This window comes from Phycicoccus duodecadis, from assembly GCF_002846495.1.
Lineage (GTDB): Bacteria > Actinomycetota > Actinomycetes > Actinomycetales > Dermatophilaceae > Phycicoccus > Phycicoccus duodecadis.
This window is the reverse complement of record NZ_PJNE01000001.1, coordinates 73,082-86,461: the sequence shown is the minus strand read 5'-3', so window position 1 is coordinate 86,461 and position 13,380 is coordinate 73,082. Positions and strand designations below refer to the sequence as shown.

11 protein-coding genes are annotated in these 13,380 nt (G+C 73.5%); 7 read left to right on the top strand and 4 right to left on the bottom strand.

All coding sequences use genetic code 11. From position 1 onward, the window contains the following. The first annotated feature begins 58 nt into the window (after positions 1-58). Genes glgC through cphA form a run of 5 tightly spaced genes read left to right on the top strand, consistent with a single transcriptional unit; the run spans position 59 to position 7,142 of the window. Positions 59-1,312: a glucose-1-phosphate adenylyltransferase gene (gene glgC, locus ATL31_RS00395; RefSeq protein ID WP_101394030.1), complete on the top strand. Its 1,254-nt coding sequence runs from the start codon at positions 59-61 to the stop codon at positions 1,310-1,312. After that, positions 1,309-2,136, top strand: coding sequence for an LLM class F420-dependent oxidoreductase (locus tag ATL31_RS00390; protein WP_101394029.1), 828 nt, complete (start codon positions 1,309-1,311; stop codon positions 2,134-2,136). Before glgC ends, ATL31_RS00390 begins: the two co-directional genes overlap by 4 nt. Before the next feature lie 10 nt (positions 2,137-2,146). Continuing rightward, on the top strand, positions 2,147-3,373 hold the full coding sequence (serB, locus tag ATL31_RS00385; RefSeq protein ID WP_101394028.1) for a phosphoserine phosphatase SerB: 1,227 nt from the start codon (positions 2,147-2,149) through the stop codon (positions 3,371-3,373). A 9-nt stretch (positions 3,374-3,382) separates the two neighbouring features. Beyond that, on the top strand, positions 3,383-4,240 hold the full coding sequence (locus tag ATL31_RS00380; protein ID WP_101394027.1) for a cyanophycinase: 858 nt from the start codon (positions 3,383-3,385) through the stop codon (positions 4,238-4,240). Positions 4,241-4,295: 55 nt separating this feature from the next. Next, entirely contained in the window at positions 4,296-7,142 is a 2,847-nt protein-coding gene (gene cphA / locus ATL31_RS00375) for a cyanophycin synthetase (RefSeq protein ID WP_101394026.1), read from the top strand. A gap of 105 nt (positions 7,143-7,247) precedes the next feature. Here cphA and ATL31_RS00370 read toward each other — a convergent pair whose 3' ends face one another. From ATL31_RS00370 to fabG, 3 genes are read right to left on the bottom strand one after another with little or no spacing between them, the layout of a single operon-like run. Continuing rightward, a complete protein-coding gene (locus ATL31_RS00370; protein ID WP_245861804.1) occupies positions 7,248-9,452 on the bottom strand; it encodes a tetratricopeptide repeat protein in 2,205 nt (734 codons plus the stop codon). 56 nt (positions 9,453-9,508) lie between these two features. Beyond that, complete coding sequence (fabI, locus tag ATL31_RS00365) at positions 9,509-10,267, bottom strand: enoyl-ACP reductase FabI (protein WP_101394025.1); 759 nt, start codon at positions 10,265-10,267, stop codon at positions 9,509-9,511. Between the two features lie 50 nt (positions 10,268-10,317). Continuing rightward, on the bottom strand, positions 10,318-11,031 hold the full coding sequence (fabG, locus tag ATL31_RS00360) for a beta-ketoacyl-ACP reductase (protein ID WP_101394024.1): 714 nt from the start codon (positions 11,029-11,031) through the stop codon (positions 10,318-10,320). Positions 11,032-11,147: 116 nt separating this feature from the next. Here fabG and ATL31_RS00355 point away from each other — a divergent pair, with 116 nt between their 5' ends. Beyond that, on the top strand, positions 11,148-11,498 hold the full coding sequence (locus ATL31_RS00355; RefSeq protein WP_101394023.1) for a DUF3099 domain-containing protein: 351 nt from the start codon (positions 11,148-11,150) through the stop codon (positions 11,496-11,498). Between the two features lie 22 nt (positions 11,499-11,520). Here ATL31_RS00355 and moaA read toward each other — a convergent pair whose 3' ends face one another. Beyond that, a complete protein-coding gene (gene moaA / locus ATL31_RS00350) occupies positions 11,521-12,522 on the bottom strand; it encodes a GTP 3',8-cyclase MoaA (RefSeq protein WP_101394022.1) in 1,002 nt (333 codons plus the stop codon). Positions 12,523-12,556: 34 nt separating this feature from the next. On the opposite strand from moaA, the gene ATL31_RS00345 reads away from it, so the two are divergent. After that, complete coding sequence (locus tag ATL31_RS00345; RefSeq protein WP_245861803.1) at positions 12,557-13,345, top strand: SURF1 family cytochrome oxidase biogenesis protein; 789 nt, start codon at positions 12,557-12,559, stop codon at positions 13,343-13,345. Positions 13,346-13,380 lie beyond the last annotated feature (35 nt).

Below are 13,380 nucleotides of genomic sequence, written 5' to 3'. Positions count from 1 at the left end.
TCACCGTAGTGGTGAACCGGGACTCCCGGCGAGGGCGCTGAGCCCATAGGTTGGGTCCATGGCGTACCGCAGCGGAGGTCCCAAGGTCCTGGCCATCGTCCTCGCCGGCGGTGAAGGCAAGCGGCTGATGCCGCTCACCGCCGACCGGGCCAAGCCCGCGGTGCCGTTCGGGGGCATCTACCGCCTCATCGACTTCGCCCTGTCGAACGTCGTGAACTCGGGCTACCTCAAGGTCGTCGTGCTGACCCAGTACAAGTCGCACAGCCTCGACCGGCACGTGACCAAGACGTGGCGGATGAGCACGATGCTCGGCAACTACGTGGCGCCCATCCCGGCCCAGCAGCGCATCGGGAAGGACTGGTACCAGGGCAGCGCCGACGCCATCTTCCAGAGCCTGAACACCATCACCGACGAGCGCCCCGACATCGTGGTGGTCGTGGGCGCCGACCACGTCTACCGCATGGACTTCTCGCAGATGGTCGACCAGCACCTCGCGAGTGGCGCCGGTGTCACCGTGGCGGCCATCCGCCAGCCGAAGTCGACGTCCGACCAGTTCGGCGTCATCGACGTCCACCCCGACGACCCGCAGAAGATCCGGGCCTTCCTCGAGAAGCCCACCGACCCCGAGGGCCTGCCGGACTCCCCCGACGAGGTGCTGGCGAGCATGGGCAACTACGTCTTCAGCGCCGACGCGCTGGTCGACGCCGTCACCGCCGACGCCACCCGCGAGGGCAGCAAGCACGACATGGGCGGCGACATCGTGCCGGCCATGGTCGAGCAGAGCTCGGCCTACGCCTACGACTTCAAGAACAACGTCGTGCCCGGCGGCACCGAGCGCGACATGGGCTACTGGCGCGACGTCGGCACCATGGACAGCTACTACGACGCCCACATGGACCTCGTCTCCATCCACCCGGTGTTCAACCTCTACAACTACGACTGGCCGCTGTACACCTCGTACGGCTACTTCCCGCCGGCCAAGTTCGTCCACGGGGCCCACGGCCGGTTCGGGGAGGCCCTGAACTCGGCCGTCTCCCCCGGCGTCGTCATCTCGGGCGCGCGGATCAACGGCTCGGTCATCTCGCCCGACGTGCACGTGCACAGCTACACCGAGGTCGAGGACAGCGTGATCCTCGACGGCGTGCAGATCGGGCGGAACTGCCGCATCCAGAAGGCGATCATCGACAAGAACGTCGTGGTGCCCGAGGGCGCGTCCATCGGCGTCGACCACGACCACGACCGCGCGCGGGGCTTCTCGGTCACCGAGTCGGGCATCGTCGTCGTCGGGAAGGGCCAGGAGGTCGTCCTGTGAGCACCGACCGCCGCGTGCGGATCGGCGCCCAGCTCCAGCCCCAGCACGCGTCGTACGCCGACCTGCGGCGGGCGGTGGCCCAGCTCGAGGAGATCGGCGTCGACGTCGTCTTCAACTGGGACCACTTCTACCCGCTCTACGGCGAGCCCGACGGCGCGCACTTCGAGTGCTGGACGATGCTGGCCGCCTGGGCCGAGGCCACCGAGCGCCTCGAGATCGGCGCGCTCGTCACCTGCAACAGCTACCGCAACCCGCAGCTGCTGGCCGACATGGCCCGCACCGTCGACCACATCAGCGCCCGCGACGGCGGCGAGGGCCGGCTCATCCTGGGCATCGGTTCGGGATGGTTCGAGCGCGACTACGACGAGTACGGCTTCGAGTTCGGTACCGCCGGTGGCCGGCTCGACGCGCTCGAGCGCGACCTCCCGGTCATCGAGGAGCGCTGGGCGAAGCTCAACCCCGCCCCCACCCGCGACATCCCCGTGCTCATCGGTGGGGGCGGCGAGAAGAAGACGCTGCGCATCGTCGCCCGCCACGCCGACATCTGGCACGGCTTCGGCGACCCCGAGACCGTCGCGCACAAGCACGCCGTCCTCGACGAGTGGTGCGCCCGGCTCGGGCGCGACCCGGGCGAGATCGAGCGCTCGGCCGGGGTGTCGCCCAAGCCGGGCCGCCTGCCCGAGGACGTCGACGACTACGCCGCCGGGGCGCAGGACCTGTACGACGTCGGCACCCGGCTGTTCACCGTCGGGCTCAACGGCCCCGACTACGACCCCGGTCCGCTGCGTGACCTCGTCGCCTGGCGTGACGGGATGCGCGGCTAGCCTGCTGGGCGTGCCCTCCGCCGAGCCACCCCTCCCCCCGCAGCCCGACCCGGAGGCCCGGACCCTCCTGCTCTCGCTGAGCGGCCCCGACCGCCCCGGCGTCACCAGTGCGGTCTTCGCGGCCGCGTCCACGGTGGGCGCCGACGTGCTCGACCTCGAGCAGGTCGTGGTGCGCGGCCACCTGGCCCTGTCGGTACTGCTCTCGCCGGGCCACGACGAGAACGTCCTCACCGACCGCCTCACCCGGGCCGGTGAGAGCCTCGGGATGACGGTGCGGCTGGTCGCCGGCCGGGGCGACAACGCCTCCCGGCGCACGGGCCGGGCCGCCGTGGTGGTCATGGGCGCCCCGCTCGAGACCCGGCACGTCGCCGCCGTCGCCGCCAGCATCGCCGAGCACGGCGCCAACATCGACCGCATCCGCCGCCTGTCGCGCTGGCCCGTGACCACGGTCGAGCTCGACGTGTCCGGGGCGGACGTCCCGGGGCTGCGCCGGGCGCTGGGTCTGGTCTCGGCCGCCACCGGCTGCGACATCGCGGTGGCACCGGCCGGGCTCGCGCGCCGCGGGGCGCGGCTGGTCGTGATGGACGTCGACTCCACCCTGATCCAGGACGAGGTCATCGAGCTCATCGCCGCGCACGCCGGCACCGAGGCCGAGGTGGCCGCCGTCACCGAGCGGGCCATGCGCGGCGAGCTCGACTTCGCCGAGAGCCTGCACGCGCGGGTCGCCACGCTGGCCGGGCTGCCGGTGTCGGTGCTCGACGACGTGCGGGCGGCGGTGCGGCTGACGCCGGGGGCACGCACGCTGGTCCGGACCCTCAAGGCGCTCGGCTTCACCGTGGCGCTGGTCTCGGGCGGGTTCGCCGAGGTCGTCGAGCCGGTGGGGGCCGAGCTCGGGGTCGACCACGTGCGCGCCAACCGGCTCGAGGTGGTCGACGGCCACCTCACCGGCCGGGTCGTCGGTGCGGTCGTCGACCGGGCCGGCAAGGCGGCCGCGCTGCGCGAGTTCGCGGCCCTCGAGGGCCTGCCGCTCTCGCGGACGGTGGCCATCGGCGACGGGGCCAACGACCTCGACATGCTCGGGGTGGCGGGGCTGGGGGTCGCGTTCAACGCCAAGCCGATGGTGCGCGAGCAGGCCGACACCTCCGTCTCGGTGCCGTACCTCGACACGGTGCTGTTCCTGCTCGGGGTCAGCCGCGAGGAGATCGAGGACGCCGAGACCGCCGACGAGCACCATTAGGCTGACCAGGTGCCACGCCGACCCTCGACCACCCCGACCCTCTTCATCGTCGGAGGGGCCGAGGACCGGGTCGGGAAGGCTTCCCTGCTGCGCCAGTTCGTGAAGCTCGCCGGCGGGAAGAAGGCTCGCCTGGTCGTCATCCCGACCGCGTCGTCCTACCAGGACGACGTGGCCGCCGCCTACACCCAGGTGTTCGGCCGGATCGGCGTCGCGCGCGTCGAGGTCGTCAACCCCGCCGACCGCGAGGAGGCGCGCGACGCCGCCGCGGTCGCCCGGGTCGACGACGCCACCGGGGTCTTCATCAGCGGGGGCAGCCAGCTGCGCCTGTCCCAGGTGTTCCCCGGCACGCCGCTGGGCGACGCCATCCACCGGGCCCACGACCGCGGCTGCGTCGTCGGGGGCACCTCGGCCGGGGCGTCGATCATGTCCGACTTCATGATCTCGATGGGCGAGGAGGGGGTCACGCCCCGCCAGCGGGCCAGCCAGCTCTCGGCGGGCCTGGGGTTGCTGCCGGGCGTGGTCGTCGACCAGCACTTCGACCAGCGGGCCCGCTACGGGCGGCTGATGTCGGTGATCGCCCCGTCGCCGCACCTGCTGGGCGTCGGCATCGACGAGAACACCGCCATCATCGTCAGCGACCGCCGCGAGTTCACCGTGCGGGGGGCCGGCGCGGTGTTCGTCGTCGACTGCCGGGCGGCGCGCACCGACGCCCCCGAGGCCCGGGCCGGCGCACCGGTGCTGGTGTCCGGCGCCACGGTCCACAGCCTGCCGGCCGGGGCGACGTTCGACCTGGTCGAGCGCCGTCTGACCGGCTTCGTCGAGCACCACCCCGACGTCCTCGTGGCCCTGGCCACCGCCAAGGCCTGACGCTCCACCACCCCCTCGACCCGCCGACCGCCGCCCGACCAGAGGAGAAGCGCCGATGGACCGCCCCGTCCCCACCGGACCCGCCGCCCCCGACCTGACCATCCTGGAGTCCCGGGTCTACCGCGGCGGCAACATCTGGTCCTACGACCCCTCCATCCACCTCGTCGTCGACCTCGGCGTGCTGGAGGCGTACCCCACCGACACCCTCCCGGGCTTCACCGACCGGCTCGTCGAGCTCCTCCCCCGCCTCGAGAACCACACCTGCTCGAAGGGGGTCAAGGGCGGGTTCATCGAGCGGATGCGCACCGGCACCTGGCTCGGGCACGTCGCCGAGCACGTGGCCCTGCAGCTGCAGCAGGAGGCCGGGCACGACCAGCGCCGCGGCAAGACCCGCGGCGTCAAGGGTCGCCCCGGCGTCTACAACGTCATCTACGGCTACAGCGACGAGGGCGTGGGGCTGGCGGCCGGGCAGCTGGCCGTCCGGCTGGTCAACCACCTCGTCCAGGAGGACCCCGAGCTCGACTTCGCCGCCGAGCTCGAGCTGTTCCTCACCCGCGCCGAGCGCACCGCGTTCGGCCCGTCGACCTCGGCCATCCTCGAGGAGGCCGTGAGCCGCGACATCCCCTACATCCGCCTCAACAGCGGCAGCCTCGTGCAGCTGGGCCAGGGCGTGCACCAGCAGCGCATCCGGGCCACCATGACGTCGAAGACGGGCGCGCTGGCCGTCGACATCGCCGGCGACAAGGACATGACGACGCGCCTGCTGGCCTCGGCCGGCCTGCCGGTGCCGAAGCAGGAGACGGTGCGCTCGGCCGACGGCGCGGCGGCGGCCGCGCGCCGCATCGGGTTCCCGGTCGTGGTCAAGCCCCTCGACGGCAACCACGGCCGCGGCGTCTGCCTGAACCTCACGGACGAGCAGGAGGTGCGCGACGCGTTCGTCGTGGCCGAGGGCGAGTCGCGGCGCGGCTACGTGATCGTGGAGTCCCTGGTGGTGGGGCGCGACTACCGCTGCCTCATCGTGGGCGGCCGGATGCAGGCCATCGCCGAGCGGGTGCCGGCGCACGTCCTGGGCGACGGTGTGCACACCGTGCGCGAGCTCGTCGAGACCACCAACGCCGACCCGCGACGCGGGGTGGGGCACGAGAAGGTGCTGACCAAGATCAAGGTCGACGCCGCGGCCGAGGCGCTGGTGCTCGAGCAGGGCTTCGGGATGGACGACGTGCCGCCCGCCGACACCATGGTCAAGCTCGCGCTGACGGGCAACATGTCGACCGGCGGCATCTCCATCGACCGCACCTTCGACGCGCACCCCGACAACGTCGAGATCGCCGAGGAGGCCGCGCGCGTGATCGGCCTCGACGTCGCCGGCATCGACTTCATCTGCCCGGACATCGCCTCCCCGGTCCGCGAGACCGGCGGCGCGATCTGCGAGGTCAACGCCGCCCCCGGGTTCCGGATGCACACCCACCCGACCGTCGGCGAGCCGCAGTACATCGCCAAGCCCGTGGTCGACCTGCTCTTCCCCCCGGGGGCGCCGTCGCGGGTGCCGATCGTGGCCGTCACCGGCACCAACGGCAAGACCACGACGTCGCGGATGATCGCGCACATCATGAAGGGCCTCGGCCGCCAGGTGGGGATGACCTCGACCGACGGCATCGTCATCGACGAGCGGCTGGTCGTGAAGGCCGACGCCTCCGGCCCGCGCTCGGCGCGGATGGTCCTGCAGAACCCGCGCGTCGACTTCGCCGTGATGGAGGTCGCCCGCGGCGGCATCCTCCGCGAGGGTCTGGGCTACGACCGCAACGACGTCGCCGTCGTCACCAACGTCGCGCCCGACCACCTCGGGATGCGGGGCATCAACACCCTCGAGCAGCTGGCCGACGTCAAGGCCGTGGTCGTCGAGGCCGTCCCACGCGACGGCTTCGCCGTCCTCAACGCCGACGACGCCCTCGTGCGCCGGATGCGGCGGCGCTGCTCCGGCTCCGTGGTGTGGTTCAGCCTGGCCGAGCCCGGCAGCACGGTGCGCGACTTCGTCGAGGACCACTGCCGGCGCGGGGGACGGGCCGTGGTGCTCGACCGCACCGAGCGCGGCGACATGATCGTCATCCGCCACGGCCGACGCTCGATGCAGCTGGCGTGGACCCACCTGCTGCCCTCGACCTTCGGTGGCACCGCCCTGTTCAACGTCGCCAACGCCATGGCCGCCGCCGGCGCGGCCTTCGCCAGCGGCGCCGGGCTGCACGAGATCCGCCAGGGCCTGCGCACCTTCACGACCTCGTACTACCTCTCCCCCGGCCGGATGAACCAGATCAACGTGCACAACGTCGACGTCATCGTCGACTACTGCCACAACGCCCCCGGGATGCGCGTGCTGGGCGAGTTCCTCGAGCGCTACGCGGCCATGAAGGCCGGGCAGCACGACCTCGGCAAGATCTCGCGCATCGGCGTCGTCTCCACCGCCGGCGACCGGCGCGAGGAGGACATGCACGAGCTCGGGGCCGTGGCCGCCGAGCACTTCGACGTCGTCGTCGTGCGCGAGGACGAGCGGCTGCGCGGGCGCGAGCGTGGCTTCACCGCGGAGCACGTCGCTGCCGGGGTGCGCTCGCGAATGGGTGAGGAGGGCGTGCGCTGCCGGCAGGTCGAGGTCGTCCTGGACGAGACCGCGGCCGTGCGGCACGTCATGGCGCGAGCCAACCCCGGCGACATCGTGGTGCTCTCGGTCGACCAGCACGCCGCCGTCATGGCTGAGCTCGAGTCGATGACCAAGCAGGCCCAGCCCGGCACGCACACCCAGGACTCGGTCGGCGACCCCGACCTCGACCCGGGTGCGCTGGTCGAGGAGGCCCGCGAGGCCGGCGACAGCGCCGCCCGCGACGTCGACAGCCCCGCCCCCACCGCCTGAGGCCCGCCCGCCCGGGTCGAGTGCTGCTGCGGGGTCGGTCGCACGGGCAGGCAATGCCTCCGGAACCACGCGTCCCAGGCCGTGTGCCGCCGGCTGGGGGTGGCGTCAGCGGCCGAGCTGCTCCGCGTACGCCGTGAGCGCGCGGCGGTAGCGCTCGACATCGGGGTCGGTGCTCGTGGCGGCCACGACGGCCAGCAGCCCGCGCAGCGCCCCCGTCGGGTCGCCGGCGTCGTGGGCCACCAGCGCGTGGAAGGCCGCCACCCCGACGCTCTCGGGATGCCGTGCCGCCACCTCGTCGACGACCGCCAGGGCTTCCGCCGACCGCCCGAGGTTGCGCAGGCTGGATGCGAGCTGCAGCTGGGCCCGGTGCCGCAGCGGCTCGCGCAGGCCCAGCCGCAGCGCCTCCTCGTAGAGGGGCACCGCCTCGGTCTCGTGCCCGGCGCTGTCGTGGGTGCCGCCGTACTCGTACGCGATCCGGGCGTCGCCGGGGTGGGCGGCGTAGAGCGCCGCACCGCGCTCGACCCGGGCCTGCGCGTCGTCGAGCTCCCACAGCCGGGCGATGTCACCCTCGGCCTCGTGCTCGCCGCGGGCGGCGACGACCTTGCGCCGGATGGCCGCGGCGTCGTCGGCGCTCGCCCCGACCGAGCGCAGCCAGGCCACGACCTCGTCGCGCTCGGCGTGGCACATCAGGGCCACGACGTCGCCGTCCTCGGCGTCGGCCACGCACGCCTGCAGGCCGCCGAGCTCGGTGGGGTACGAGGCGATGTCGGCGACGCCCGCACGAGCCAGGCCCAGCCGCAGCTGCGCCTCCAGGTCCTCGACGGTCCGCCCTCGCAGGTACCGGTCCTTGTGGGCGGCGACCACGTGGTCGGCCCGCAGGCCGGCGATCTCGCCCAGTGCCTGGAGGATGTCGTCGGTGCGGTCACCGGCCGTGCCCAGCGCCAGGTGCAGGCATCCGCCCGGTGCGGTCAGGCCGCGGGCGACGTCGAGCAGCGCCTCCAGCCCCGCCTCGTTGTGCGCCAGGTCGACCACGACCGTCGCCGATCCGCCCTCGACCGGCACCGAGTAGGTGTTCATCCGCCCGGGGTTCAGCACGTCGTCGGGCGCGAAGGTGCGCAGCCCCTCGACCACGTCGTCGCGGGCGATGCCGAGCCCGAGCGCCGCCGAGGCGCCCGCCAGGGCGTTGAGCACGTTGTGATGCGACAGCCCCGAGAGCGCCATCGGCAGGTCGAGCACGGGCAGCAGCCGGTCGGGCGAGCCGGGGCCGCCCAGCACCGTCACGTGCCCGTCGAGGACGGTCGTGGCCCGGCCGCCGGCCGTGAGTGCCTCCCGCACGGCCGGGGCCGTGGGGTCGGAGGCGAAGACCCACGGGCGGGCCCTGGACCCCGAGCGCATGGCCCACACCCGCGGGTCCTCACCGTTGAGCACCACCCAGCCCGACGGCCGGGTGACCCGGGTGACGATGGCCTTGACCTCGGCGAGCTGGTCGACGGTGTCGATGCCCTGGAGCCCGAGATGGTCGGCCGAGACGTTGGTGACGACCGAGACGTCGTTGTGGCTGACCCCCATCCCGCGCAGCAGCATGCCGCCGCGCGCCGTCTCGAGGATGCCGACCTGGACCCCAGGGGTCTCGAGCACGGCCCGGGCCCCGGCCGGACCCGAGTAGTCACCGGGCTCGACGGTCTCCCCCTGCACGACGACGCCGTCGGTCGAGCTCCAGGCCGTGGTGCGCCCCGACGTCATGCAGATGTGGGCGAGCAGGCGGGTGGTGGTGGTCTTGCCGTTGGTCCCGGTGACCGACGCGACCGGGATGCGCGGGCTGACCACGCGCGGGGCGTCGCCGACCGGGGCCGCGGCCACGGCCGCCGCCCGCTCCCCGACCGCCTCGGCCGGTGACAGGCCGGCCAGCAGGTCGGCCAGGGCGGGCCCGATGGCCGCCCCCAGGGCCTCGGCCCGCCCGCGGTGGCGCCACACGAACGCGCACACCACGACGTCGGTGTCGGCGGCCGCGCGGGTGCGTACCCCGAGCCTCCGGGTGCCGGCCGCCGTGGCCAGGGCTCGCGCCATCCGCTCGACCAGGCGCACGAGCACCTGCTGACGCTGCTCGGACCCCGGCGCCCCGGGCCGCCCGCGCCGCATCCCCACGGCCTCGCAGACCGCGGCGACGGTGGCCTCGGACGCCGCGAGGTACCCCGGCAGGGCCAGGGTCACCTTGACCGCGGGCCGCGGGAAGTAGAGGTTCGGACCCTCGAGGAGGCGTACCTCGCGGGTCAGGACCGGCCCGTCGGGCCCGGCGTCGTGGCTGGTCACCCCGGGAGCCTAGTGCGCCCCGGAGGCACGACCGGCGCGCGGGACGAACCGGGCGGTCAGACGCCCATCGCGTGGAAGCCGCCGTCGACGTGCACCATCTCGCCGGTGGTCGCCGGGAACCAGTCCGACAGCAGCGCCGCGCAGGCACGGGCGGTGGGGAGGGCGTCGTTCACGTCCCAGCCGAGCGGAGCCCGGGTCCCCCACTCCTGCTCGAAGCGCTCGAAGCCGGGGATCGACTTGGCGGCGGTCGTGCGGATGGGGCCGGCCGCGACGATGTTGCAGCGGATGCCCTTCGGACCGAGGTCGCGCGCCAGGTAGCGGTTGGTCGACTCGAACGCGGCCTTGGCCACACCCATCCAGTCGTAGACGGGCCAGGCGAACCGGGCGTCGAAGGTGAGACCGACGACGCTGCCGCCCGCGGACATCAGCGGTAGGGCGGCCTTGGCGAGGGCGGCCAGCGAGTACGCCGACACGTGCACGGCCGTCGCGACGTCCTCCCAGGTGGCCTCCATGAAGTTGAACGCACCGGGCGGGGCGAACCCGATCGAGTGCAGGACGCCGTCGAGGTGCGGGACGTGCTCGCGCACCCGGTCCGGGAGCGCGGCCAGGTCGTCGGGGCTCGTGACGTCGAGCTCGACGATCGGCGGGGTCTGCGGCAGCCGGCGCGCGATGGCGCTCGTGATCTTCATCGTGCGCCCGAACGAGGTGAGCACGACCTCGGCCCCCTGCTCCTGGGCGATCTTCGCTACGTGGAAGGCGATGGAGGAGTCCATGAGGACCCCCGTGACGAGCAGCTTCTTGCCCTCGAGCAACATGAGCGGCCTTTCGGTGGGAGGAGGTCGGTGGGCGTCGGTGCGTCGGTCGGTCAGTGGCCCATGCCGAGGCCGCCGTCGACGGGGATGACGGCCCCCGAGACGTAGGCGGCCTCCGGGCTCGCGAGGAAGCGGACCACGCCGGCGACCTCGTCGGTGGTGGCGAAACGCCCGGCGGGGATGGCCGCCTTGTAGCTCTTCTGGGTGTCCTCGGGGAGGGCGGCCGTCATGTCGGTCTCGATGAAGCCGGGCGCCACGACGTTGGCGGTGATGCCGCGCCCGCCCAGCTCGCGGGTGACCGAGCGGGCCAGACCGACCAGGCCGGCCTTGCTCGAGGAGTAGTTGACCTGCCCGGGGCCGCCGTAGAGGCCCACCACGCTGGAGATGAGGATGATCCGGCCGCGGCGCAGGCGGATCATCCCCTTGCTGGCGCGGCGCACGCAGCGGAAGGTGCCGGTGAGGTTGGTGTCGAGGACCTCGTCCCAGTCCTCGTCGCTCATCCGCATGAGCAGGCCGTCCTTGGTGATGCCCGCGTTGGCGACCAGGATCTCGACCGGGCCGCCGAGCTTCTCCTCGGCCTCGGTGAACGCGGCGTCGACCGAGGCGGAGTCGGTGACGTCGCAGCGCACGCCGTCGAGGCCCTCGGGGGGCTCGCCGCTGCGGTGGGTGACGACGACCTTGTCACCGGCCTCCGCGAACGCGCGGGCGATGGCCAGGCCGATGCCGCGGTTACCACCGGTGACCAGAACGGTGCGGGGATCGCTCATGCCGTCGAACCTAGTGGACTACCCGGCGGTAGCCGGGCCCGGGCCCGCGCCCCGAGGTGTCGAAGGTCGGTGCCCGCGGCCGGGGCTCGCCGGGGCCCGCGACGTACAGTGGAGGGGTGCCACGGACCCGCTCGAACCCCGCCGACCCGCAGTCGGTGACCACCGCCGCGCAGTCGCGGTCCGAGGACCAGGTCCACCGGCTGCGCCAGTACCTGGCGACGATGTCGGTGCGCACCCTCTGCTTCGTGCTGGCCATCGTCACCGACGGCTGGCTGCGCTGGGTCTTCGCGGCCGGCGCCATCCTGCTGCCGTTCTTCGCGGTCGTCGCGGCCAACGCCGTCGCCCCCCGCGTGTACGGCCGGGTGCGGCCGGTGGTCCCGGTGCGGGACGCCACCCCGTCGCTCACCGACCGTTCCTACGTGCACACGCCGGTGCCCTACCGTCCCGACGAGCGCGACGACGGCTGACCGGCCTCGGGGCCGGCGGGCCTCAGCCCCCGATGGCCGACATGGGCCGGTCGGGCTGCACGAAGTCGGGGCGGTCGATGCCGTGCCCGGCCTTCTTGGCCCACATCTCACCCACGATGAGATCGGTGATCTCGGCGTCGCTGGCGCCGTCGCGCAGGGGGCCGCGCAGGTCGACCTCGGTGCGCGAGAACAGGCAGTTGCGCAGCTGGCCGTCGGCGGTGAGCCGGGCCCGGTCGCAGGCGGCGCAGAACGGGGCGGTGACGCTGGCGATGACCCCGACGGTCTGCGGGCCACCGTCGACGTGGAACAGCTCGGCGGGGGCGCTGCCGCGGCCCTCGACGGGCGTGAGCCGGAAGCGCTCGCCGAGCCGCTCGAGGATCTCGGTCTGCGACACCATCTGGGTGCGGTCCCAGGCGTGCTGGGCGTCGAGCGGCATCTGCTCGATGAAGCGCAGCGCGTAGCCGCGGTCGAGGCACCACTGCAGCAGGTCGGCGACGCCGTCGTCGTTGATGCCGCGCATGGCCACCGCGTTGACCTTCACCGGCACCAGGCCGGCATCGGCGGCGGCCTTGAGCCCGCGCTCGACGTCCTCGAAGCGGTCGCGCCGGGTGAGGTCGCGGAACTGCTGCGGGCTGATGGTGTCGAGGCTGACGTTGACCCGGTCGAGGCCGGCAGCGGCCAGCGGCGCCGCCAGGCGGTCGAGGCCGATGCCGTTGCTGGTCATCGCGATGCGGGGCCGGGGCTCGAGGGCCGCGATCCGCCCGACGACGTCGACCAGGCTGCGGCGCAGGAGCGGCTCGCCCCCGGTGAGCCGGACGTTGGTGACCCCCAGGCCGACCATCACGCCGACCAGCCGCACGAGCTCGTCGTCGGTGAGCATCTCGGGCTTGGGCAGCCAGTCGAGGCCCTCGGCCGGCATGCAGTACGTGCACCGCAGGTTGCACCGGTCGGTCACCGACACACGGAGGTCTCGCCCGACGCGGCCGAAGCGGTCGAGGAGTCTGGGCACTGGGAGGTCGGTCATCGGGGTCCAGCCTACGACGGGTAGCGTGCACGGAGTGCTGCGCCGGCTTCTCACTCCCCGATGGCTCGGTGCGCTGGTCCTGGCGGCACTGTTCTCGGTGGCTGCCTACCACCTGGGTTTCTGGCAGTACCACCGGCACGAGGCCAAGGTCGAGCGCAACGCGCTCCTGGACGCCCACTACCGCGCCGACCCCGTCCCGGTGTCGAAGGTTCTCACCCCGGCCGGCTTCGACCGGGGCGACGACTGGACGCGGGTGACCGCGACCGGCACCTACGTCGACGGGCCGCTCTTCGTCCGCGGACGCCCCAACGACGGGGCCGTCGGGCTCGAGGTGCTCTGGGTGCTGCGGCCCGACGACGGCGGCCCGGACGTGCTGGTCGACCGGGGCTGGGTGCCGGCCTCCGCACGCGGTGCCAGCGTCCTGCCCACCGTGCCGCCCGCGCCGTCGGGGCCGGTGACGATGGTCGGCTGGGTCCGCCCCTCCGAGGCCTCCCGCGACAAGGCCCCCTCGCCGGGCCAGATCGCCAACGTGTCGGTAACCGACGCGGAGCGCGCCTTCGACGACCGGCTGCTGCCCGCCTACGTCCTGCTCGAGCGCGAGACACTGCCGGACGGCTCCACCCCCCCGCGCCCCGACGCCCTGCTGCCCCCGGACCGCAGCCTCGGCCCGCACCTCGCGTACGCCTACCAGTGGTGGGCCTCGACGGTGCTCGGCTTCGTCCTGGTCGGCTTCGGGGTGCGGCGCGAGGAACGGCTGTCGGACCCCGCCAAGTACCCGCCCAAGCCCAAGAAGGTGCGGGTCTGGGACGAGGAGGACGAGTAGGCGCCGTACCGGCCCGGGCCGAGCGGCGGGTCCTC